18 protein-coding genes are annotated in these 20,958 nt (G+C 65.1%); 12 read left to right on the top strand and 6 right to left on the bottom strand.

The window, feature by feature from the left end:
• Positions 1-60: 60 nt before the first annotated feature.
• A complete protein-coding gene (locus tag V4558_12575; protein MES2306341.1) occupies positions 61-3,579 on the top strand; it encodes a PAS domain S-box protein in 3,519 nt (1,172 codons plus the stop codon).
• Here V4558_12575 and V4558_12570 read toward each other — a convergent pair.
• On the bottom strand, positions 3,576-6,983 hold the full coding sequence (locus V4558_12570; protein MES2306340.1) for a CheR family methyltransferase: 3,408 nt from the start codon (positions 6,981-6,983) through the stop codon (positions 3,576-3,578). The genes V4558_12575 and V4558_12570 overlap by 4 nt on opposite strands.
• Positions 6,984-7,173: 190 nt before the next feature.
• On the opposite strand from V4558_12570, the gene V4558_12565 reads away from it, so the two are divergent.
• The 7 genes from V4558_12565 to V4558_12535 all read left to right on the top strand — a co-directional run bounded on the left by V4558_12565 (position 7,174) and on the right by V4558_12535 (position 12,964).
• Complete coding sequence (locus V4558_12565) at positions 7,174-7,785, top strand: hypothetical protein (protein ID MES2306339.1); 612 nt, start codon at positions 7,174-7,176, stop codon at positions 7,783-7,785.
• A 43-nt stretch (positions 7,786-7,828) separates the two neighbouring features.
• Complete coding sequence (locus V4558_12560) at positions 7,829-8,521, top strand: hypothetical protein (protein ID MES2306338.1); 693 nt, start codon at positions 7,829-7,831, stop codon at positions 8,519-8,521.
• The gene (locus tag V4558_12555; GenBank protein MES2306337.1) at positions 8,493-9,050 is read left to right on the top strand and encodes a GNAT family N-acetyltransferase; all 558 of its coding nucleotides are present in this window, start codon (positions 8,493-8,495) and stop codon (positions 9,048-9,050) included. The genes V4558_12560 and V4558_12555 overlap by 29 nt, the downstream gene beginning before the upstream one ends.
• A gap of 34 nt (positions 9,051-9,084) precedes the next feature.
• Entirely contained in the window at positions 9,085-9,513 is a 429-nt protein-coding gene (locus V4558_12550; protein MES2306336.1) for a VOC family protein, read from the top strand.
• An 89-nt stretch (positions 9,514-9,602) separates the two neighbouring features.
• A complete protein-coding gene (locus tag V4558_12545; GenBank protein MES2306335.1) occupies positions 9,603-9,980 on the top strand; it encodes a hypothetical protein in 378 nt (125 codons plus the stop codon).
• 42 nt (positions 9,981-10,022) lie between these two features.
• On the top strand, positions 10,023-11,078 hold the full coding sequence (locus V4558_12540) for a hypothetical protein (GenBank protein MES2306334.1): 1,056 nt from the start codon (positions 10,023-10,025) through the stop codon (positions 11,076-11,078).
• An 83-nt stretch (positions 11,079-11,161) separates the two neighbouring features.
• A complete protein-coding gene (locus tag V4558_12535) occupies positions 11,162-12,964 on the top strand; it encodes a CocE/NonD family hydrolase (GenBank protein ID MES2306333.1) in 1,803 nt (600 codons plus the stop codon).
• Here the strand turns inward: V4558_12535 and V4558_12530 are convergent, their stop codons facing one another.
• Complete coding sequence (locus V4558_12530; GenBank protein ID MES2306332.1) at positions 12,965-13,888, bottom strand: DUF4350 domain-containing protein; 924 nt, start codon at positions 13,886-13,888, stop codon at positions 12,965-12,967. It abuts the gene before it with no gap.
• A 50-nt stretch (positions 13,889-13,938) separates the two neighbouring features.
• On the opposite strand from V4558_12530, the gene V4558_12525 reads away from it, so the two are divergent.
• The 4 genes from V4558_12525 (at position 13,939) to V4558_12510 (ending at position 17,162) form a co-directional block, all read left to right on the top strand.
• Positions 13,939-14,151, top strand: coding sequence for a hypothetical protein (locus tag V4558_12525; GenBank protein MES2306331.1), 213 nt, complete (start codon positions 13,939-13,941; stop codon positions 14,149-14,151).
• Between the two features lie 126 nt (positions 14,152-14,277).
• Positions 14,278-14,640: a hypothetical protein gene (locus V4558_12520; protein ID MES2306330.1), complete on the top strand. Its 363-nt coding sequence runs from the start codon at positions 14,278-14,280 to the stop codon at positions 14,638-14,640.
• 19 nt (positions 14,641-14,659) lie between these two features.
• A complete protein-coding gene (locus V4558_12515; protein ID MES2306329.1) occupies positions 14,660-16,720 on the top strand; it encodes a papain-like cysteine protease family protein in 2,061 nt (686 codons plus the stop codon).
• A gap of 73 nt (positions 16,721-16,793) precedes the next feature.
• A complete protein-coding gene (locus tag V4558_12510; protein ID MES2306328.1) occupies positions 16,794-17,162 on the top strand; it encodes a hypothetical protein in 369 nt (122 codons plus the stop codon).
• Here the strand turns inward: V4558_12510 and V4558_12505 are convergent.
• The 4 genes from V4558_12505 to V4558_12490 all read right to left on the bottom strand — a co-directional run bounded on the left by V4558_12505 (position 17,155) and on the right by V4558_12490 (position 20,788).
• A complete protein-coding gene (locus V4558_12505) occupies positions 17,155-17,535 on the bottom strand; it encodes a hypothetical protein (protein ID MES2306327.1) in 381 nt (126 codons plus the stop codon). The genes V4558_12510 and V4558_12505 overlap by 8 nt on opposite strands.
• Positions 17,536-17,607: 72 nt before the next feature.
• Complete coding sequence (ligD, locus tag V4558_12500; GenBank protein MES2306326.1) at positions 17,608-19,488, bottom strand: DNA ligase D; 1,881 nt, start codon at positions 19,486-19,488, stop codon at positions 17,608-17,610.
• Entirely contained in the window at positions 19,485-19,964 is a 480-nt protein-coding gene (locus V4558_12495; protein ID MES2306325.1) for a DNA polymerase ligase N-terminal domain-containing protein, read from the bottom strand. Before V4558_12495 ends, ligD begins: the two co-directional genes overlap by 4 nt.
• A complete protein-coding gene (locus tag V4558_12490; GenBank protein ID MES2306324.1) occupies positions 19,964-20,788 on the bottom strand; it encodes a Ku protein in 825 nt (274 codons plus the stop codon). Before V4558_12490 ends, V4558_12495 begins: the two co-directional genes overlap by 1 nt.
• Between the last annotated feature and the right edge of the window lie 170 nt (positions 20,789-20,958).

Here is a 20,958-nt window from a genome sequence, read left to right as displayed (position 1 = left end):
ATCGTCCGGGGCCATACGGCGCGAAGCCAGCTGACCCCGATCTCCCACAAGGAACGTGTGATGGCGCTCCGTAAGTCTCTGGCGGCCTATGGTGTAGCCCTTGCCGCTGTGGTCACAGCGGTCGGCGTGCGGCTCTCGTTGACGCCGATTCTGGGCGAGACGGTGCCGTTCACGCTCACGCTTATCGCCATCACCTTTGCTGCCTGGTATGGCGGCACTGGGCCGGGGTTGTTTGCGCTGGTGGTCGGCGGCCTTGGCGTCGACTACCTGCTGCTCGTGCCGACGTACACCTTCGCGATCCGCACGGAAGCGCAGGCGATCGGACTCGGGGCGTTCGTGCTGCTGGGGCTTGCAGCCATCTGGCTCGTCCATACCCAGCGCCGGGCACGAATTCGCTCGGAGACCGAGAGTGACCTGTTACGGATCACACTCGCCAGCATCGGCGATGGCATCATTACCACCGATACAGAAGACCTGATCACCAGGATCAACCCTGCCGCTGAAGCGCTCACCGGCTGGACCAATCGCGCCGCCATCGGTCAGCCACTCGACGTGGTCTTTCGCATCGTGCACGAGGAGCACCGGCAGCCGGTCGAATGCCTCGCACCCGGAGCGAGTCGGCCGGTGGGGCCCAAGGGACCACTCCATCCCATCCTGATTGCTCGGGATGGTACCGAGCGTCTCATCGAGGAGAGCTGCGCCACGATCAAGAATGACAGCGGCGAGTCGGTGGGCACCGCGCTGATGTTCCGGGATATTGCCGAGCGTCGGAGCCAGCAGGCGGCGCTGCAACGGAGTGAACTCGAACTGCGCGATCTCTTTGACAATGCCTCGATCGGCCTGCACTGGGTCGGCCCGGATGGCACCGTTCTGCGGGTCAACCAGGCGGAGCTGGACCTGCTGGGTTACGCGCGCGAGGACTTTATCGGTCGCAAGGTTGCGGACTTCCACGCCGACGATGACGCCATTGCGGAGATCCTTCGCTGCCTTGCCATCGGGGAATCCCTGCACGAATACCCCGCCCGGCTCCGGCACAAGGATGGCTCGATCCGCGAAGTGCTCATCAGCTCGAACGTGCTCTTCGAAAACGGCGAGTTCATTCATACCCGCTGCTTCACGCTCGACGTGACCGCGCGCAACGCTGCTGCGGCTGCGATGCGCGAAAGCGAGGCGACCCTCCGCGCCTTCTACGACACCTCCCCTGCCTGCATGGGAATCGTGGAGCCGACCGCCGAGGGCGACCTGCTCCACATCTACGACAATCCGGCCAGCTGCCGATTCTTCGGCGCCGATCCAGGCACGCTGGAAGGAAAGCGTTCACTCGCTGACATCGGGGTCGATCCGATAGAATTGCAAGGCCGGCTCGTCCGTTACGCCGAAAGTGAGCGGCTCGGAGAACCGGTGCACTTCGAGCAACGCTTCGATCGACCCGATGGCGTTCGCTGGCTCTCCGCGACGGTTTGCCCGATTGGGGTGGGTCCGTCGGGGCGGACGCGCTTCTGTTTTGTGGCCGAGGACGTCACTGAACGGAAGGAAAGCGAAGTGAGGCTCAGTGCCAGCGAGGAGCGACTCCGACTGGCGCTCGAGGCTGGTGGCATGGGTGTCTGGGACTGGAATATCAAGACCGGCGCGCTCTCCTGGACCGAACAGCTCGAGCCACTGCACGGACTGGCACCGGGCACTTTTGGCGGCACTTTCGAGGCGTTCCAGGAATTGATCCTCGAGGCCGATCGCCCTCGCGTGAGTGAAGCGATCGGCCGCGCCGTCGAGTCGGGCTCCGGCTTCAATGTGGAATTCCGCAACCCACGGCCGAATGGCGACATTGCCTGGATTGCCGGGACTGGGCGCGCCCTGCCTGGCACGGCGGGACAGTCGGAACGGATGATCGGCATCGGGCTCGATGTCACGCAACGCAAGCGGGCGCAGCAGACGTCGCAGTTCCTGGCCGACGCGAGCGCGGCGCTCGCGGTTCCCACCGACCTCGATACGATCCTGCAGAACGTGGCGGCCCTCGGCGTACCGTACTTTGCCGACTGGATCTCGGTCGACTTTCTCGAACCGGATGGCTCACTGCGCCGGATCGCCACGGCGCACGTGGATCCCAGGAAACTGGAACTCGCCGAGGATCTCCACCGGCGATATCCGCCGGACCTCTCGCAACCGCAGGGTGTCGGCAACATCCTCCGCACGGGTCAGGCGGAGTTGGTGCCCTTCATTTCTGACGATTTGCTGGAGCGCTCGGTCAGGGATGTCGAGCAACTGCGCATCGCTCGCGAATTGGGGCTGCGCTCCTACATCGGGGTGCCGCTCACCGTTCGCGGCAGGACCCTCGGCGCCATCACCTTCATCACGGCGGAGTCGGGACACCGATACGACGAGCGGGATCTCGCCGTCGCCAGCGACCTTGCTCGCCGCGCCGGGATCGCGATCGAGAATTCCCAGCTCTACGGCGAATTGCAGAAGGCAGATCGCCGGAAGGACGAGTTTCTGGCGACGCTTGCGCACGAGTTGCGCAATCCCCTCGCACCGATCTCCAACTCGCTGGCACTGATGAAGCGTGCTGGCGCCGACCCCGACCTTATCGCGCAGTCGCGTGGCGCGATCGAGCGTCAGCTCTCGCAGCTGGTCCGACTGGTCGACGACCTGCTCGACGTGAGCCGGATCACCCGCGACCGGCTTCAGCTCAAGCGCGGCCGGGTCGAACTGGCGTCGGTCGTGCATCATGCGGTCGACGGAGTTCGGCACTTGTGCGAGCGGGCGGGACACGAACTCACGACCAACCTGCCCCCCGAGCCGGTATACCTCGATGCCGACCCGGTGCGACTGACGCAGATGCTGGGCAACCTGTTGATCAACGCCTGCAAGTACACACCGCCGGGTGGCCGCATCTCGCTCACTGCCAGTTGTGGCAACGGCGCCGTGATGATCAGCGTCCGCGACAATGGCGTCGGGATTTCCGCCGAGATGCTGCCCCAGATCTTTGATCTCTTCACTCAGGCGGATCGTGCCGAGGGCGGTGATGAGGGCGGCCTTGGTATTGGTCTCTCACTGGTGAAACGCCTCGCCGAACTGCACCAGGGGACGGTGACTGCGCGCAGCGAAGGTCTCGGGCGCGGCAGTGAGTTCGAGCTGCGGCTCCCAATCCTGCAGGATCAGTCCGCAGCGCCGGCGGAGCAAGCGACGAGCACGCGTGTTGAGCGGAGCGCCGGGCGCAGGGTGCTGGTCGTGGACGACAATCGCGACAGTGCCGACAGTCTCGCCATGCTGCTCGAACTTGAGGGGCACGAGACGCAAACCGCCTACGACGGTCAGGACGCGCTGGTTCGGGCGGAATCGTTCAGACCGGAGCTGGTCCTGCTCGACATCGGCCTCCCCAAGCTCAACGGCTATGAAGTCTGCCGGACGATTCGGGAGCAGAGCTGGGGGAAGGAGATGGTGGTGATTGCGCAGACGGGATGGGGCCAGGAGGAGGACCGCCGTCGGTCACGCGAAGAAGGCTTCGACAGCCATCTGGTGAAGCCGATCGACCACGGCGCACTCCTGCGCCTCTTGGCCGCCTCCTTCCCGGCAGTGAACTAGCCTTCGTCGCGGCTCAGTGGCGGCGGGAAGAGCGCGCGAAGGCGATCGGGGTCGACTGGCTTGGTCAGGTGGTGGTCGAAGCCGGCCTCGCGGGCGCTGCGCACATCCCGCTCCTGGCCCCAGCCGGTCACGGCGATGAGGGTGAGCTGGCTTCCCCAGGGTTCGCGCCGGACTCGCTTGGCGAGTTCGTAGCCGGTCATCCCCGGCATGCCGATATCGAAGACACAGACGTCGGGGTGAACCTTCGCCGCGAGCGCAAGCGCCTGCTCGCCTCCATTCGCCACATGGACCTCGTAGCCGTCGAGTGCCAGCAGCATTTGCAATGCCTCGGCGCCGTCTTCGTTATCGTCGGCGATCAGCACGCGGGGCAGAACGTCTGGGTGGGTGGCAGTCGATGAGGTTGTCGGAATCCGGTCGTAGGGTACCACGAGTGACCGCGGTAGCGACGCCTCAAACTCGCACCCCTTGCCCAGCCCAGCACTCCGCGCAATGACCTTCCCGCCGTGCAGTTCGACAAGTCCCTTCACCAGTGCGAGTCCGATACCGAGGCCCTGTTCGGCCCGATCGATCGCGACGTCGGCGCGGGCAAACATGTGGAAGACCTTCTGCAGCATCTCGGGGGCGAGGCCGATCCCGTCGTCGCGGACGACGAGGTGCAGCCACTCCGCATCGAGCCGACAGCTCAGCGTGATATGGCCGCCCGACGGCGTGTACTTCGCCGCGTTGTTGAGCAGGTTGCTGACGACCTGTGTCAGCCGGACCGGATCAACCTCGAGGGCGATGCGTTCTTCGAGTCGGGCAACTTCAAGCGTCTGGTGCTTGGCGTCGATCGTCGGCTGGATCGTCTCGACGGCGTCGTTCAGGATGGTCTGGAGCGCCACCGGATGCTTCCGGAGCACGACCGCGGAGCGGGCGATTCGCGAGACGTCGAGCAGGTCATCGAGCAGGGAAGTCAGGTGGAGGACTTGCCGGGCGATGATCGACTGCGCCTTGCCAAGCTGCTCCGATCCGAGATTCGAGGTCACCAGCATCGCGGCGGCCGTGCGGATCGGTGCCAGGGGATTCCTGAGCTCGTGCGAAAGCGTCGCGATGAAGGCATCCTTGCGGAGTTCAGCCTCGCGCAGCGCCACCTCCGCCTGCACGATCGTCGTGACGTCGACAAACGTCACGAGCGCTCCGCTTACGGCACGATCGGGCTCCCGGTACGGCAGGATCCGCATGATGTAATGGCGCGAATGGTCATTCAGGGTAACGCGTCGCTCGAGTGGTTGCAGCGTACTCAGGACCTGTTCGACATCGGGGAGCAGGCTGTCATACTCGAGCTGGCTCACGATGTCCGTGAGTGGGCGACCGTGATCGCCAGGCAGGAGATTGTAGAGCGCGGCGATCGCTGGCGTGAAGCTGCGGATCACCAGATCGCGATCGAGGAAGACCATCGCTATTTCGGTGCTCTCGAACAGGTTGCGCAAATCACTATTGGCAGCGTCGAGTTCGTCCACCTTCTCGGTCAGGCGGCCGTTGACCGTGTGCAGCTCCTCGTTGAGCGACTGCAGCTCCTCCTTCGAGGTCTCGAGTTCCTCGTTGGTGGACTGCATCTCCTCGTTGACCGAGTGCAGTTCCTCGTTCGAGCTGCGCAGCTCCTCGAGGGCCGTCTGGTGTTCCTCGGCCAGCGACTGCAGGGCCTCCTGCGTGCTGTAGAGGTCGCTCTCGAGCCGCTTTGAACTCTTCCTGTAGGGCGTGAGTCGTCGCCAGAATCGGGACAGCGCACCGCTGGTGCCGCGATGCTCGCCGCCGGGGCGGTCCGGAGGATTCGGATCAGAGAGCGGCGCGCCTCCCGGACCGGCGAGTGGCGAACGCGGCTCGTGATGATCAGGCATGCGCGAATCCGTGAAGCGGGAGAATGAGCTCGCAGAGTCTCCGGTCACCCCTCGTGAGACGGCGGCCCCGAGGTCGGTAGCGGAGAGCTGCAACGGTTGACTGCGGCCATCCCGGCGACGGAAGATCCGCCGGGCTTTGTCGACCGGGTCGAAGAGATCGGTGTGCTTGCTGGTCGATTCGGAGCCGCCCAACAGCAGGACGCCGCCTGGGCGCAAGGCGTAGTGCAGCACCGGGATCACGCTCGCCTGCAGCGTGGTATCGAGGTAGATCAACAGATTCCGGCACGAGACCAGGTCCATTCGGGAGAACGGCGGATCACGCAGCAGGTTATGTGTCGAGAAGATGCAGAGATCACGGATCTCCTTGCTGACCACGAAGCTCCCGCGCGAAGGTTTGAAGAATCGCTCGCGGCGTTCGGGTGAGAGTCCCTCGAGGAGCGTTGCCGGGTAGCGACCAAGACGCGCCGCGTCGATCGCGGCTTCGTCGATGTCGGTCGCGAACACCTGTACCCGCGGGGCACCAACGAGACGATCCATCTGCTCGCGCAGCAGGATGGCGATCGAGTAGGCCTCCTCACCGGTCGCGCACCCTGGGACCCAGACGCGCACCGTATTGTCCGCCCCCTTGCCGGCGAAGAGGCGCGGGATAGCGTCCGCTTCAAGGACATCGAACGTCTCCTTGTCCCGGAAGAACGAGGTCACCCGGATCAGCAGGTCCCGGAACAGGGAAACAACCTCTTCGTGGTCGGTCAGCAGGCGCGAGATGTATTGCTCGAGCGTGGTGACGCCTACCACCTGCATCCGGCGCTGCACCCGGCGCAGGAAGGTCTTGTCGCGATAACCACTGAAGTCGTGTCCCAACTGGGACCGGAGGATGTCGCAGATCGCGAGTCGGGCGGCCTCGACCTGACTGGCCGAGTCGAAGGGTGAGTCGAGGACCGAGAGTCGACTCCCGCGCAGCCGCAGGAGGTGCGCGGGGATCTCCTCGACCGAGGCGATGACGTCGACGGCACCGGTCGCAATGGCACCGGCGGGCATCCCGGCGTGTTGCGGGGCGGTGCCATCGCTCCCCTGCGCGAAGGTGAGCCCGCCTCGCTCCTTGATGGCCTTGAGACCGAGGGAGCCGTCGCTCCCCGTGCCCGACAAGACGATTCCGACAGCGCGGTCGCCCATCGCAGCGCCGAGCGAGTCGAAGAAGGTATCGATCGGTCGGAAAAGCTTGTTGTCGTCGATGTGGACCACTTGGAGCTGGCGGCTTCCCGCTTCGAAGCTGACCAGCGAGTGCGGCAGGGGCACGTAGACGCAATCGGGCATGACCCGGGTGTCGTTGGTGGCCTCGATCACCCGCATCGAGGTCCAGCGCCCGAGAATCTCCGGGAGGAGACTCTTGCGATCGGCCGGCAGGTGCAGGATGAGGACGAAGGCCATCCCGCTATCGGCAGGCATCCGCTCGAAGAAGCTTCGGAACGCTTCGAGACCGCCGGCTGAGGCGCCGATACCGACAATGGGGAAACCGGCCTGGTCCATCGAAGCCTCTGTCCCGGGGGCGGGAGCAGGAGTGATGGCGGGTCGGGCCATCGCGTTGCTGGAGTTGGGCGAGTGAAGTCTGAAAATAACCGGGATGCGGGATCCGGTAACCTATCCAATGACGACAGCGGGACCGCGGCCCGCACAGCAGTATTCTTGGAGGCGTCACGGGAGTTCAAGGGGAGGACCGATGGGCCTGCGCGAGCGCTTCAACCATGCATTCCTGGGACTGGCCCGGGCAGCCGGCGCGACGTTGGCCGAGGTGCATCAGGTGCGCGGCTTCCTGGTCGAGGTCACGAACACTCGACCTGAAATCGCTACCGCCGATGTGCTCGCGCGACTCGACGACGCGATCGGCATGCTCGAGGAATACCAGCCGATTCGGCTCAGGCACATGCGGCGCGATGTCGAGAAGATCATTGTCGAGCGCTATGGCTGTCGCGGTGCCTACCTGCCGGCATACCGCACCATTCTCACCGAGCTGACCTTCCTCGCCCGACGCGACATTGGTGTCGAGGTCGTCGCGTCGAGCCTGATTCACGAGGCGACGCACGCCCGGATCCATCGTGGTGCACCCAACCACACCTTCCCCGACCCCCCGCGCGAGGAGCGCATCTGTCGCCGGGTCGAGCTGGCGTTCGGCGAGTCGCTGCCCGCCGAGCGTGGCGCCGCGGTGATCGAGCGCGCGAGCTGGAGCCTGGGGCTGGCCGACGCTGAAGTGGCGCCGCGCCCCTCGGCTGCCGAGGTGCAGGCGGCGGTGGACGCGGTGGATCGGGCAGCGCGGCAGGAGCCGCCGCGTTGAGTTCCATTGACTCCCCTCCCGCTCCCGGTGAGCTTCTTCGGCCATGAGTGAGCGACGCTACACCGATGAGGAAATCGCCACGATCTTCGAGCGGGCCGCGAAGAGCGAGAGTGCGCTGTCGCCGGTGCCGCAGGAGGCGAACGGGTTGACACTCGCCGCCCTCCACGAAATCGGCCGCGAGGCAGGCTTCTCACCCGAGGCGATTTCGCACGCCGCACGCTCACTCGATGTCGCGCGCGGGTCGACCTCGCAGCAACTGCTCGGCCTGACCCTCGGCGTCGGCGAGACAGCGGAATTCGACCGACCGTTTACCGACGACGATTGGGGGCGACTCGTTGCCCATCTGCGAGATACCTTCAATGCCAAGGGGCGGATGCGCCAGGATGGCGCCTTTCGCGAGTGGACCAACGGCAATCTGCAGGCGCTGGTCGAGCCCACGGCTGGCGGCTTCCGGCTTCGCCTTCGCACCGTGAAGGGCGATTCGCGTACCATGATGATCAGCGGATTGGCGCTCTCCGGTGTGTCGCTCGCGACGGCAATCGCAGCGGGGATCGGCACGACTGCCAACGTCACTGGGGTCGGGTTGATGGCGGCGATCGGTGTCGGCGTGTTTGCCTTTGGCGCGGTGCAACTGCCGGCGTGGGCCGCACGTCGTCGGGAGCAGTTCAGGCGAGTAATGAACTTTCTGGCCGGACCGGGAACCCGCGTTGATGCGCCTCGTTCGCCCGGCGACTGAACATCTCGAGAGCTACCGCGACGCGCTGACGCGCGGCTGGTATCCGGACAACACCCGGCCGGAGTCATCCGCGGACGAACTGGCGTTGATCGATGCCGATGTCACCCGGTTTCTCGAGAGCCACGACGATCTCGACGCGAAGGGGCCGCCGATCCACCTCCCTGACGGCAGCACGACCGCTCGCCTCCCTGGCTTCCGCCGCTGGCTGTGGGACGGTGAGTTCTGTGGCGCCATAGGTTTTCGATGGCAACCGGGAGGTGAGGCGCTCCCGCCGACCTGCCTCGGGCATCTGGGGTATACGGTGGTGTCGTGGAAGCGGGCGCGTGGCTACGCGAGTGAAGCACTTCGCCTGATGCTCGTGGAAATCCAGGCGCTGCCGTTGCGGTATGTGGAGCTCACGACATTGCCTGACAACGTGCCGTCGCAGCGGGTAATCGAAGCAAATGGCGGCGTGTTGCTCGAACGCTTCCAGCTGCCGGAGGCTTTCGGTAGCGGCGAGGCCCTGCGGTATCGCATCTCATTGCGTTGATTGACCACGCCCCAGCCCAGATCGCGGAGTTCTGATGACCGACGAGCCGAACCGCCCCGTCCGCCGCACTGAACCGGAATCCTTCCGGGCACGGAAGTCGTCCGCGTCACTCACCGTCAAGGATCTGCAGGTGAGTCTCGCCTGGTATCGTGACGTGCTCGGTTTCCACGTGGGCCAAGTCTACGAACGCGAGGGCAGGCCGGTCGCCGTGGCGCTCAAGGCCGGCGCGGTGGAACTCCTGCTCGGCCAGGACGACGGCGCGAAAGGAATCGATCGCGAAAAGGGGCAGGGGTTTTCCCTGCAATTCACCACGGCGCAGAGTATCGACTCGATCGCGAAGCGGGTGCGGGCGCACGGCGGCATGCTCGCGTCGGAACCGGCCGATATGCCTTGGGGGGTGCGGGTATTCCGGCTCAGGGATCCCGATGGCTTCACTCTGGTGATCTCGTCGGAAAAACCGTAACACGGCTGGAGAGACCGCCGCGCGTGCGCGCGAACTGCATCGCCGTCGTCACAACCCCCGAAGTCCTGCATTCACCCGAGGGGAGACGCGTGTCAGTCACTATTCCGCAGGGCTCGCTCAAACGATTGCGCACCTTCTTTCTCGCCTGGGGACTCACCGCAGCGGGGGCGGTCGCGGGCGCCCTGATCGGCGGGCGTTCTGGCAAGCAGTGGCTCCATGACGGCGGCCTTGCCGGTGGTGTGACTGGCCTCGCCCTGGCGCTCTGGATCGCCACCCGACGTGGCTGGCTGCCGATCAAGGATCGCGCTGGTGCGCTGATCGGCGGTGTGGTTGGATTCACCGTCGCGGCACCAATCGCAATGGCCCACCTTGCTAACCCGATCCTCCCCGTCGTGGCCTGCGCGCTGGTGGCCGCCGGGGTACTGCTGGGGATCGGCATCGGTCGGGGACTGCAGGGGCGGAGGTAGCACGCCACTCACCCCGGCCCGACAGTTGCCGATAATTGCGGGATGACGACTCGCCTCCGCCCGTTCATCGCCGCGCTGCTGCTCGCCCTCCCGGCCTGTGGTGACGGGAGCACCGGCCCGACCGACCCCGATGGCAACAATCCCTACGGGCTCACCACCACTGGCCCGGGGGTCCTCTCCGTCTCTCCGATCGACACCGCCTGGGTGATCTCGACCACGCCCCTCGGCAAGCTGGGCCCTCCGGGGCACGTGCTGCCGACCGACCACGTCTACATCTCGTTTGTCGATGCATACGGCGGCAATCAGCAGAACAACGATTGCAGCAAGCGGCCGATCTATGCTGCCGGTAGTGGAGTCATCACCTTCGTGCTGGTCACCGAAGACCGCGGCGACACCAAGGTCGATATCCAGATGACGAAGACCTTCCACTACTACTACGATCACGTGCTGCTTGCATCGGGAATGATTCCGGGAACCCACGTCACCGCGGGCCAGCAGATCGGCACGACCACGGGGTTTTGTCCGTCGTTTGACCTGGGCGCCTACGACTACGACGTAACGCTGCCCGGCCTCGTCAATCCGGCGCGTTACGGCGAGAACACCCGGCACGCGGTATCGCCCTACAAGTATTTCACCGAACCGCTCCGTGCTCTCTATTACGCTCGCTCACGCACCTTTGACGGCGTGCCCGCGAACCGCGACGGGCGCATCGATTTCGGCATTGCCGGCAAGCTGGTGGGCGACTGGTTTCACAGCTCGCTGCCGGTCAATGCCCAGAGCGCGGGGAGCCCGGCAGGGTGGGCGAAGTCGATCGGATTCGTATACGACTATTTCAGCGGCGCGCCGCAGGTGTCGGTTGGTGGCACCATCGCAGCACCGTTCTTTGGCAACATCGGTGTTTCAGATCCCGATCCCGCCACCGTAACTCCTGCGTCTGGAGTCGTCGGCTACCAGATCCGTCGCCCTGGTGCGACCGAGACCTACGGCTGGATGCTGGTGCAGATGACCGCCGCCGATCGCATCAAGGTCGAGTTCTTCCTCGGTGCCAGCAGCCGGCCAGCTGACTTTACCGCGGCGGCGCAGGAGTACCTCCGCTAGCATCCCGCTTGGATGAACGACAGCGATACAGGTAACATCAAGGCGTCACCCAGCCGACCGCCCAAGGAGGCGTTGTGCGCCTGATGTTCCGACTCTGCGCCGTTCTCGCTGTTGGCGCTGCATTCCCAGCCGCTGCAGCGAACCCACTCGCATCGACAACATACGAGCGCAAGGAACTCAGCATCCCGATGCGGGACGGCACCCTGCACTTCGCCGTTGCGCTGATCCCGAAGGGCGCCACGGGGCCACTTCCCATCCTGCTGATCCGCACTGCCTTCAGCGCCGCACGCGAGTTCCGCACAGCTGATCTGCCGGCCTCGCTGCGCGAGCTCGGAGAAGATGGCTACATCTTCGTGACCGAGGACATTCGTGGGCGCTTCGGATCAGAGGGCACCTTCGTCACCAGTCGACCAATGGCCGATCCGCGCGACCCCCGCGGCGTCGATGAATCGACGGATGCGTGGGACACGATCGACTGGCTCATCAAGCAGCTTCCCGCCAACAGCGGCAAGGTCGGCGTCCTCGGCGTTTCGTATCGCGGCTGGCTCGCCGGCCTTGCCGGTGTGCACCCGCATCCCGCATTGAAAGCGATCTCGCCCCAGGCGCCCAGCGCCGACACCTGGCTGGGCGACGACTTCTTTCACCAGGGCGCTTTTCGCCAGACCCAGGGCGTGATCTACTCGGCATACATCGAGGGGACAAATGGCCTCGCCATTCCGGATTACGACCAGTTCCAGTTCTACCTGCGACAGGCGACCCTGAGCAACATCGGCAAGACGGCCGGCGTCGCCGAGTTGCCTTCGTGGGTCGGGTTCCGGTCGCATCCCGCGTACGACGCCTACTGGCAGGCGCGCGCGATGCAGCGCGTCCTCACCAGCTCCGAGGTCCCGACGCTCTTCGTGGGCGGCGTGTGGGACGAGGAGGATATCCTCGGCGCTTCGATCGGGTATCGCACACTGGAAGCGCACGACGCCAAGGGGCTCAACCGGCTGGTGCTTGGTCCCTGGTCACATGGCGCGTGGGCGCGCGGCAGTGCCGATTCGCTGGGGCCGATCGCCCTGGGGAGCGCCACGGGGGACTACTTCCGTGACAAGATCCAGCGGCCCTGGTTTGCCTGGTACCTGCACGGCAAGGGTGATGGTCACTTCCCCGAAGTCTGGGCGTTCGAGACCGGGGCGAACAAGTGGCGGACCTTTGATGCGTGGCCCGCGCGCGAGTCGACCTCGAAGAAGTTCTACCTGCACGCGCAGGGGGTGTTGTCGTTTGATCCGCCGAAGCCGGGAAAGGAGGCGTTCGACGCCTATCGTGCTGACCCGGCGCATCCCGTGCCCAACACCCCGCGCCCCGACGATGGGTCGGCCGCGAGCAGCTGGCTGCAACAGGACCAGCGTTTCGTGGACGGTCGACCCGATGTGCTCACCTGGGTCTCCGCAGCTCTGACGAGCGACATCACGGTTGTCGGCAACGTGGTGGCGCACCTCTTTGCTTCCACGACGGGGACGGACGCCGACTGGGTCGTCAAGCTCATCGACGTCTACCCCGAAGAGGTGGCGGACCACCCGCAGATGGGCGGCTACCAGTTCATGGTGAACGCCGACATCCTGCGCGGGCGCTACTGGAAGGGGTTTGAGCGCGCAACACCGATTCCAGCAAACCGGGTGATTCCCTATCAGGTGGATCTGCACGAGCAGCTCTATCGCTTCCTGAAGGGACATCGGATCATGGTCCAGGTGCAGAGCAGCTGGTTCCCGATGTATGACCGGAATCCCCAGCGCTTCGTTGCCAACATCTTCGAGGCGCGGGTGGGCGACTTCCAGCCGTCGGAGCATCGGGTCTGGCACACGCCCGCATGGCCGTCGCATATCGCCGTGCGGGTGATGCCCTGACTAGAGCAGCTTGCTCAGCCAGTGCACAACGTTGAGTGCGAATTGCGCATTCTGCGGAGCGTTGGGTGCGTTCATTCCGATCCGATCGTGGTCAGGTCCGCCCAATTGGGCCGAGAACATTGCTGCCTCGCCAAACACGGCCACGCGGCCCGCACCGAATTCGATTGCCGCGCCTTGCAGCATTCCGCGAGCAGGCTCGCGTCGAGTATCCGGTTTGACCTCGAAAGATTCCCTGGGGTAGAAGTTGGTGGTGTGCGGCCCGAAGGTGATCAGCGCGCTGCCCGGTCCGGTCAAGCGAAAGGCTTCGCCAGTGAATGCCACGATCGAATCGATGCGTTCCGAAGGAGTCCGGCCGCGAGTAATGACGTGATCGGCCAGTCCGGTGGCACGCGTGAAGCCGAGGTTTCCCTCGCCGCTGATGGAATCGGTCACGAAGCCGTTGGTGAGGGCGACGCCGAAGGCCGCCGCGAGTTCGGCCGCGGCACCAGGGAACGGCATATGGTCGGCGATGAGCAGCAGCGACCCGCCGCCTGCGACCCACGACTTCACTGCAGCCACCTCGGCGATGGTGAAGGCCGACGGGGTCGGAAGCTCCCAGCGAGACTCATTGCGCCGGTTGAGGGCGTTGGCGATGACCAGCACCTTGGCCCGCGCCAGTGACGCTCTCGAGAAGGGAACCCGATTGGCGCTCACGACATAGCCATCATTGCGAAGCAGGCGCGCAAAGGTCAGGTAACGCCCCTCCACCGTGTGGAAGTTGACGTGCGCCTCGTCAATCAGGACGGCGGGCCCGGCACCTTTCGGGTATGCTTGAATGCCCACCCTCGGCTGAAAGAGGGTGTCGGAGACCTGCTGAGCGGCTAGCGAATGGGCGACGACCGCGAGGAGAACTTGCGGAGCAACGAGTCGAAGGCGGGTGCGCATGGCACCTCCCTGAAGGTGGCTGGAGATCAACCTCCAACGGTAAGGGTGTCATGCGACTGCTCGCAATTCTCCTGGGTGCCCTGAGCACGTTCTTCGCGTTCTATACAGTTCGCCTGCTGGTCGTGACGCATTTCCTGCAACAGACCCGGGTGGGTGGTCAGGGCGCGTTCATCGGAGCGGCAGTCTTTCCGCTCCTGGCCCTGCTCTTCGGCTGGGGAAGTGTGCGATGCTGGCGAGGCCGCGGGGCTGTGCACCGTGGCTGACGCCACTCGTCCCTTGGAACGCAGCACCGGCTCATCCCAATGACGGATATCTCGTCGGAAGGGGCCGGGATATCGTTCACAGACGCACCACCTTCGGTGGCGCGACAGCCGTCCTGAGGAGTCCCCATGTCCAAGATTTCTGCATTGCCCCTGATTGCCGCGCTCGTCACGATCACGGCAGCCGCCCCGCTCTCGGCCCAGGCGCGGAGCACCGTCTCCACTACCACGCTCGAAGCCGCGACCACCACGCCCCCAAGCGCGACCAATCGTACCTTGGTGAACACCACGCTCGCGACGCCTGCTGCCATTGCGACCGCCGGCAAGATGGGCGTCAGCGCCGAACAGCTCTCGGCCCGCGTTGCTGCGCTTGATGACGCGGCCGTGAACGACTACGCCGCAAAGATCCGTGCCGGTGGCAGCAGCACCGTCGTGATCAGCACTACGGCCATCATCATCGCTCTGCTGATCCTGATCCTGCTCCTCAAGTAAGCGGTTCGACCCACTCTCGATGCGCCCGGGCACACGGCTGGTCTTGCGACTCTCCGCGCTGTCCGGGCTCATCGCGGGTATCCCCCAGGCTCTTCTCGCCCAGTCTCGCGGCGCTCCGGCAGTACTGCAGGTCCCCTACCTTGCGCAGTCGGAATTGCTCTGTGGCGGCGCGGCCGTCGCGATGGTCGAGCGCTGGTGGGGGAAACGCGGCGTCTCCCCGGAGGAGTTCGGTGCGCTGGTGCGGCCGAGCGAAGGGGGGATCCGGACCGATGAGCTGGTCGCAACGACTGCGTCGCGCGGCTGGCAGACGCAGGCGATCGCCGGCACTCCCGATGCAGTGATGCAATCGTTGCGCGACAGTATTCCCGTGATCGCGCTGATCCAGGTTGGTCGCAATCGCTTCCACTACGTTGTCGTTGTCGGCTGGAGTGACTCACGGGTGGTCTATCATGATCCCGCCGTTGCGCCATTCGCCTCGGTCGCTATCGAAACGTTTCTGAAGCGCTGGAATGGGGCTGATCGCTGGGCCTTACTGATCCGTCCGCCGCCGGTTGCGGCTGTGGTGCCATCGCACCTTCCCCCGATCACCGTTGATTCGCTGCCTTGCCGTCCCTGGCTTGATGCAGCGGTGACCGAGGCGGGCGAGAATCAGCTCGTCCGCGCGGACTCGCTGCTTGGCAAGGCGCGACAGGCATGCCCGGGCGAAGCCCTGGTGCTCCGGGAACTCGCGGGGGTCCGCTTCCGCCAAGGTCTCTACCCGGAAGCCGTGAACATCGCGCAGGCATACCTCGCGCAAGTCCCCACTGACACTCTCGGATGGCAACTACTCGCCAGCAGCCGATACCTCGCCGGCGATCGTGATGGCGCGCTCGCAGCGTGGAATCATATCGGCCGGCTCACGGTCGATTTCGTGAACGTGGTCGGAGTTCGGCGGATCAGGTTCACTGTCTTCGCGGATGCCATCGGAATCCGGGCGGGCGGCCTGCTCACGATGGAGAATCGTGGCGTGGCGGAGCGCCGGTTGCGCGACATACCGGCTGTTGGAATTGGCTCGGTACGGTATGCGCCGGTGTCGGGCGGAGTGGCAGAAGTTCAGGCCGCCGTTGTCGAGCGACCGATCATCGATCCTCCCCGCCGGTTGATCCTGATGAATGCCATCAGCGCCCTCTCATTCCGCGAGGTCGACCTCGCCGTGGCATCGCCATTCCGCGCTGGTGAGCTTTGGTCAGGACAGTGGCGCTGGGACGCCGGTCATCCCCGGCTGGCGCTTCGTGTGGAGCTGCCGGCAAAGGTAGGAATCCCGGCCGTACTGAGCGTCGAGGAGAGCAGGGAGGAGTATCGGTTCACCGAGGTTGCCCCGGATTCGGGGATCCCTCGTCAGCGACGGCGAGCCACCACCGTCGGTATCGCCGGTTGGTTGAGCCCTCATCTCGAGTTGATGAGTGCGATACGGTACGAGCGTTGGGTCGAGGCGGACTACGTCGCAGTCGCCCTCGGCGGAGCCGTGCACTCGGCGCGGGATCGTGTGGTAATGTCCTTGCAGGGAGAGCAGGCGGCGCCGCTACGGCAGCAGCCGGCGTATCAGCGAGTCCAGGCGCGGCTATCCTGGAAAGCCCCTCGCGGGCCCGCGAGCATTGAACTCGCCGCGCGTGCGGGTGGCGACTGGGCCTCGGCAGATGCGCCTGAAGGCGTATGGCCACTCGCCGGCGGCAACCTCACCTGGGCGATTCCGCTGCGCGCGCACCGGATGAGCCCGAGCGAACGCCGACCGACGCAGCGACTGGGTCGCACCATTCTGCACGGTGGCCTCTCGATTGATCGCAGGGTTGGAAGGATCGGGCTTGCTGGTCTCGGGGTCGGTGCATTTGTCGATGCGGCGAGGGTCATGAGCTCCCCTGCCGGGGGAAGCGATCGTCGCGACTATCTCGATGCCGGGGCCGGCATCCGGATTGACCTGCCTGGCGCTCGCCTCGGGGCACTTCGCGTCGATCTTGCGCGCAGCCTCCTCGCCGAGAAGCGGTGGGGTGTCTCGGTGGGAGTCGAACAGCCCTGGCCGTTGCGTCTCCGCTGGATGCCATAGCGACCTGCCGGATCCGCTGCTCCTGGCGTGCGCCATCGGCTGATCATGTGAGTTCCACACAAGGGAGGGAGTCGTGGTCGAGGTCACTATCACAGGCGATACCATCCGATGCGACGTGCAAGGCTGGCACAAGCTCTGGGCGTTGCGGAGTCAGCTGGAATTTCCGCTCGCGCACGTGCGCAGTGTCCGCCACGACGCGGAAGCGGCGCGCGGATGGTGGCACGGGATGAAGATGCCGGGGACAAATATCCCGGGCATTCTCACGGCGGGGACCTTTTACCAGCACGAAGGGGCCGTGTTCTATGATATCCAGGATCCGGAACACGCGGTCGTGCTGGAACTCGATCACGAGCATTTCGCGCGTCTCGTGATCGAGGTCGAAGATCCGGCAGCCACGGTCGCGATGATCCGCGACGCAATGGCACGTACGCAGGCTACTTGAGCAGCCTCACTGTGTCGCGCAGCACGATCAGGATCGGCGTCGTTCCATTGGCCCGGGTGGCCGTGACCGAGTAGTGGCCGCCGCTTGCCAGCGACGAGTTGCTGGTCGCCACCACGCTGTCGGAGCCGGTCCATTTCAGGTCGAACGTCACGACGGTGTCCTGCACCAGCAACTCACCCGTGGATGCGCCCGCAGCAACATTGGTAAACACCACATGCTTGTTGGCTTCGAGGGAAACCGACCGCGTGTCCGACAGATGATTGGTGAAACGTACTCCGGCGGCGGCGCGTGGAATCGAGATGCTGTATCCTGAGGCAAAGCCGGCGCTCCCGGAGAGGGCAAGGAGACCGGCGACGAAAGCGATGCGTGACATGCGATGCTCCTGACGCGAACAGAGTCGTGTTGAGTTCGTACCAAGACGGTGACGACTCAGCCGCGTGGAGCATTACACGTCGATCTGCTTGCGCATCGCCTTCGTGAGACGCTGACGACTCTCCAGGACAGCGCGCCACGGGTCACTTCTCGGCAACGGTGCATCCTGCAGCGTCGGTAGCGTATGCTGGTTGCCGCTCGCGATGCTGGCCAGGGCCCGCCAGGAGATCGGCACCGAGACCCCCGCCTCGACCCGCGCCCTCGGCGACCAGGTCCCCACCGCCGTGGCACCGCGCGTATTCCGGAGCCAGTCCACGAAGATCACGCCGCGTCGCGCGGCCTTCGACGCCTTGGCGATGAATCGATCCGGGAAATGTGTTGCCATATGCACCGCCACCGCCTGCGCGAAGGAGGCAACCTCTTTCCAGGTCGCGGTTCGCGCGATCGGCACCATGATGTGCAGGCCCTTGCCTCCGCTGGTCTTGACCCACGAGTCGAGGCCCAGCTCATCGAGGAGTGAACGGAGGCCGAAGGTGGCGCTCCGGACGTCATCCCAGCTCACGCCGGGACCGGGATCGAGATCGAAGAGGATCCGATCGGGGCGCTCGGGAGCATCTGCGCGAGCCCCCCAGGGGTGTATTTCCATGACACCCCACTGTGCGAGGGTGACGAGGCCGCGCGCGTCCCTCACTACGACATAGGGATGTTTCGCTCGGTCGGACTGGGTGATCGCCACCGAGGTGAGGCTATCCGGAAGCTTGCCCGTCCAGTGTTTCTGGAAGAAGCACTCCTCGGCGATCCCCTCCGGGCAGCGCACCAGCGATAGCGGCCGATTGCCGACGTGCGGCAGCATCAGCGGCGCGAACCGCTCAAGGAAGCGCGCGAGCTCCAGCTTGGTAATGCCGGCCTCGGGATAGACGATCCGATCGGGGTGGCTGATCTCGACTCCGGCGACTGTGGTGCCCGAATCGGGCTTGGCCTGTCGCCGGTGCGTCGTGGCCGCGGGGGAGCGGGTCATTGCGGCGACCTCTTTCTGAATGTGGTGAGCGGGCTTGTCCTGTCGCAGGCCGATGAAGACCGGATGTCGCAACGAGCCGCTTGCCGTCCATTCGCTGAACGAGACCTCGGCGACGAGTTTCGGCCTGACCCAGTGCACGCCCCGGGGTGGACGCTCCGGGAAGTGAATCGTTGGCGCCTTGGCGACGGCGAGCGACTCGAGGGTTCGGTGCATCGATCGCAGCAGCGCGTCACTGAAGCCGGAGCCAACCCGGCCGGCATAGCGTAGCCCGGTTGCATCGTGTACTCCCAGCAACAGCGAGCCAAATCCGCTGCGCGAATTCTTCGGAGCGGTATAGCCCAGGATGACGAATTCCTGCCGCTTGCCGCACTTCAGCTTGATCCACGACGAATCCCGGCCGGCGTGGTATGTCGCGTCGAGACGCTTCCCGATGATCCCTTCACGGCCCTGTGCGCAAACCCTTGCGAGAAGCGTTGCGGGTGCCCCGCGCAGGCGCTGGCCAATCCGCACGTCGCCAGTGGCGCCCTTGAGCAAACGGTCGAGTTGAACGCGTCTCGCGGCGAGCGGGAGACCCCGGAGATCACGGCCGTCGAGTTCGAGCAGGTCGAACGCGAAGTAGACCGGCCGGAGCGATTGATCGCCTCCCAGGAAATCCTGCAACTTGCGGAAGTTGGCGGAGCGGGCCGAGAGGATCACAACTTCGCCATCGATAACGGCCGAGGCGGCTGTGATGTCGGCGAATGCTGCTGCGATGGTCGGGAAGCGGTCGGTCCAGTCGTTGCCATTGCGCGTGTAGAGCGTCGCAGCGCCTCGTCGGACAACTGCCTCGAGGCGATAGCCATCGTACTTGGTTTCCCAGGTCCAGCCGCTGTCGTCAGGGGCGATCTCGACCAGGGTGGCGAGCTGCACGGGAAGAAATCGGGCGCGGGTACTCACTCGCGCTTTCGCTTGATGAGCAGCCACTGCGGTTTGGAGCGCCCCTCACTCGCTTCGGTGCGCACCAGCACCCAGCGCCCCTTCAGTTTCTTGCCGTGGAGTGAGAAAGTGAGTTTGCCTTCGCGCAGTCCTTCGTGCGGATCGCCCTCGGGCTCCCAGGTCCCATGATCGTAGATGCGCACGGTGCCCGCACCGTACTGCCCCGCCGGGATCTCCCCTTCGAATGACCCATAGGCCAGCGGATGATCCTCGACTTCCACGGCGAGGCGGCGCACCCCGGCAGTGTTGCTCACGAGTTTGGGCACGGCCCAGCTTTTCAGCACGCCGTCGAGTTCCAGGCGGAAGTCGTGATGCTCGTGCGACGCGAGGTGATGTTGCACCACAAACGAATTGCCACCTGCCGACTTCGCCTTCCTGCCGCGAGGCTCTGTCGTGTGCGAGAAGCTGCGCTTGCGACGGTACTCGTCGAGTGCCATCAGGCGCTCCGGCGGGCCCGTTTCGCGCCGCTCTTCCGATGCGGCGCGCCGACGCTCTTGCGAAGCGCCTCCATCAGATCGAGCACCTTGGTCTCTCGCGGCGCTTCGGCCGGCTCCTTGGATGTCCTCGCGCCCTTGGTGCGTCGCTTGATGAGCTTCAGCAGATCATTCCGGTACTCATCGTGGTACGCGCGCGGCGTCCAGTCGATCGCCATCTCGTGCACCAGCTTTTTCGCCATCGACAGCTCGGCCGGCCGCGGCGCCGTGGCCACCCCTTTCCTGGGCGGTGCCACGCCGAGGTCTTCAGGAGTCTGCAGTTCATCGTCGTAGCGAAGGATCTGGGCCATCAGCAGCCGCTCATGGGGATAGACCGCGGTGATGTGTTGCCGTGTCCGGATGACCACCTGGGCGATGGCCTGTTGCCCGGCCTCTGCCAGTGTGTCACGTAGCAGACTGTAGGCCTTCTCGCTCCCCTTCACGGGCGCCACGAAGTACGGCTTCGCGAAGTACAGCGGAGGAATCGCGCCGACGGGGACGAAGCCGAGGACTTCGAGCAGTCGGGTTGCTACGGGATTGGCTTCCTTGAGGTCCGCGTCCGATAGCACGACGTACTTGTTGGCGGAAACCGGGAAGCCGCGGACGATCTCCTCCTTCGGGACGGGCTTCCCCGTAGTCTTGTTGATCTTCAGGTAGCCGATCCGACCCATGTCCCGTTTGTCGAGCAGGTCGAGATCGAGTCGCTCGGGGGCCTCCGCGCTGAAGAGTTCAACGCCGATGGTCACCAGGCCGAACCCGAGCGTTCCTTTCCAGATGCTGCGTGCCATCTCTCTCTCCGGTCAGTGCGATCCTGACGGAGACGGTACGTCGGGCGCGCCGTTGCACGGGTTGCAACGCATCGATGCGAAGTCATGTGCACCATCGCACGCGCTGACCGTCACACACTTTGCAATCGCAGCACCGTTCGGCCCTCATCCCCCGTCTCGGAGGGTAGTCT

Source organism: Gemmatimonadota bacterium (assembly GCA_040388535.1).
Lineage (GTDB): Bacteria > Gemmatimonadota > Gemmatimonadetes > Gemmatimonadales > GWC2-71-9 > Palsa-1233.
This window is presented reverse-complemented; position numbering and strand designations above follow the sequence as displayed.

Excerpts from the sequence above, each read along its gene's own strand:
- V4558_12540 (MES2306334.1), top strand. The coding sequence starts at position 10,023 with ATGACGACTCGCCTCCGCCCGTTCATCGCCGCGCTGCTGCTCGCCCTC.
- V4558_12495 (MES2306325.1), bottom strand. The coding sequence starts at position 19,964 with ATGGCACTCGACGAGTACCGTCGCAAGCGCAGCTTCTCGCACACGACA.
- V4558_12560 (MES2306338.1), top strand. The coding sequence starts at position 7,829 with ATGAGTGAGCGACGCTACACCGATGAGGAAATCGCCACGATCTTCGAG.
- V4558_12505 (MES2306327.1), bottom strand. The coding sequence starts at position 17,535 with ATGTCACGCATCGCTTTCGTCGCCGGTCTCCTTGCCCTCTCCGGGAGC.
- V4558_12565 (MES2306339.1), top strand. The coding sequence starts at position 7,174 with ATGGGCCTGCGCGAGCGCTTCAACCATGCATTCCTGGGACTGGCCCGG.
- V4558_12525 (MES2306331.1), top strand. The coding sequence starts at position 13,939 with ATGCGACTGCTCGCAATTCTCCTGGGTGCCCTGAGCACGTTCTTCGCG.
- V4558_12570 (MES2306340.1), bottom strand. The coding sequence starts at position 6,983 with ATGGACCAGGCCGGTTTCCCCATTGTCGGTATCGGCGCCTCAGCCGGC.
- V4558_12550 (MES2306336.1), top strand. The coding sequence starts at position 9,085 with ATGACCGACGAGCCGAACCGCCCCGTCCGCCGCACTGAACCGGAATCC.
- V4558_12515 (MES2306329.1), top strand. The coding sequence starts at position 14,660 with ATGCGCCCGGGCACACGGCTGGTCTTGCGACTCTCCGCGCTGTCCGGG.
- V4558_12535 (MES2306333.1), top strand. The coding sequence starts at position 11,162 with ATGTTCCGACTCTGCGCCGTTCTCGCTGTTGGCGCTGCATTCCCAGCC.
- V4558_12530 (MES2306332.1), bottom strand. The coding sequence starts at position 13,888 with ATGCGCACCCGCCTTCGACTCGTTGCTCCGCAAGTTCTCCTCGCGGTC.
- V4558_12490 (MES2306324.1), bottom strand. The coding sequence starts at position 20,788 with ATGGCACGCAGCATCTGGAAAGGAACGCTCGGGTTCGGCCTGGTGACC.
- V4558_12520 (MES2306330.1), top strand. The coding sequence starts at position 14,278 with ATGTCCAAGATTTCTGCATTGCCCCTGATTGCCGCGCTCGTCACGATC.
- V4558_12575 (MES2306341.1), top strand. The coding sequence starts at position 61 with ATGGCGCTCCGTAAGTCTCTGGCGGCCTATGGTGTAGCCCTTGCCGCT.